Origin of the sequence: Phytoactinopolyspora endophytica, from assembly GCF_004138495.1 — a bacterium.
GTDB classification, from domain to species: Bacteria; Actinomycetota; Actinomycetes; order Jiangellales; family Jiangellaceae; genus Phytoactinopolyspora; species Phytoactinopolyspora endophytica.
The window spans coordinates 263,990-265,566 of the sequence record NZ_ML142854.1; the positions used below are offsets into that span (position 1 = coordinate 263,990).

1 protein-coding gene is annotated in these 1,577 nt (G+C 69.2%); it reads left to right on the forward strand.

The window, feature by feature from the left end; genetic code table 11:
• On the forward strand, positions 1 to 1,471 hold a 1,471-nt coding region (locus ELR45_RS14275; protein WP_205856581.1), incomplete at its 5' end, for a C40 family peptidase.
• Positions 1,472 to 1,577 lie beyond the last annotated feature (106 nt).

Consider the following 1,577-nt stretch of genomic DNA (forward strand, 5'->3'; position numbering starts at 1 on the left):
GTTGATCGGCGTTGTCGCCTGTGCCGTGGCGGCCTATGGCACGGTTCCGGCGGTGGCCGAGCCGACGCCTCCGAGCCAGGAAGAGATCGACGACGCGCGAGATGCGGAGCGCGACGCGGGTGCCGCGGTCGGTGCTGCCGAAGCGCGGCTGGCTGACATCACGGCCGAGATCGACCGGCTGCGTGTCGAGGCGGCCAAGGCGGTCGAGGCCTACAACGGTGCTCGGGTGGAGCTGGCGCAGGCCGAGGACGACGAGACGGCGGCCCGAGAACGGTCCGAGGAGAAGGCTGAGCTCGCTGCCGAAGCTCGGCGTGCGCTTGGCCAGGTCGTTGCGGCCGCATACCAGAACGGCGGTGACCTCGCGACGCTGCGCATGATCCTGGAGTCGAAGACAGGCGAGTCGCTGCGTGACAACGTCACCGCATTCCGTTCGGTCACAGCGTCGCAGGCCGGCGCGGTCGACCAGGCGATCGAGGCCACCGAGGTGGCCGAGGAGGCAGCCGCCGAAGCTGAGGACGCGCTGCATGAGCGCGAGCGGGCGACCGATCGCGCTGAGCAGGCACACGAGCAGGCGTCGGCGCTCCTCGCGCAGGAGGAGGAGCGGGCCACAGCAGCGGAGACGGAACGGGCGCAGCTGATCGCTGAGCTCGCAGACGCGCGTGGTACCACCGTCGCTCTCGAAGAGGAGAGGCAGCAGGCGCTCGAGGACCAGGAGAGGGCCGAGCGGGAACGTGAGGCAGAGGAGGGCCCTGAGCCGCGGGATCCTGCCGACGAACCCGATGACGAGCCCACGGCCGCCCCGACACCGACCGACCAGCCACCGGACGAGACCGATGGGCCAGAAGAGCCGGACCGCCCGGAATCGCCGGAGGAGCCTGACGAGCCGGAAGAGCCTGAGCAGCCTGACGAGCCGGAAGAGCCCGACGAGCCCGACCGTCCGGAAGAGCCTGAGCAGCCTGACCAGACGGAAGAACCCGACGAGCCCGACCGTCCGGAAGAGCCTGAGCAGCCTGACCAGACGGAAGAACCCGACGAGCCGGAACGGCCCGATGAGACGGAAGAGCCTGACGAACCGGACGAGCCTGAACAGCCCGCCCCGCCGTCGTCTGGCGCGGATGCGGCCGTGGCTTACGCCCACCAGCAAGTCGGCAAGCCCTATGAGTGGGGCGCGTCGGGGCCGAGCTCTTTCGACTGCTCTGGGCTGACGATGCGGGCCTGGGAAGCCGGCGGCAAGAGTCTGCCGCACTGGAGCGTAGCGCAGGCCCAAGCGGTGAACCGGATCTCGTATTCCGAGATGCGGCCGGGCGACCTGATCTTCTGGTCGGACAACGGTCAGGAGTCCGGCGTCTACCATGTCGGCCTGTACATCGGCGACGGCAAGATGATCCATGCACCGCGTTCAGGCAAGGACATCGAGGTGCAGAGTGTCTTCTACTGGGTGGATCCCGCCTTCTACGGACGCGTTCGGTGAAGAGCGCCGCGGCCGTGCGGCGACGCGGTGGCGGTGTCTTCGGGTCCGGGTGGTGAGACCACGCACGATCGCCCGGGGTGTCTCACCCCGGGCGATCGTATGAGTG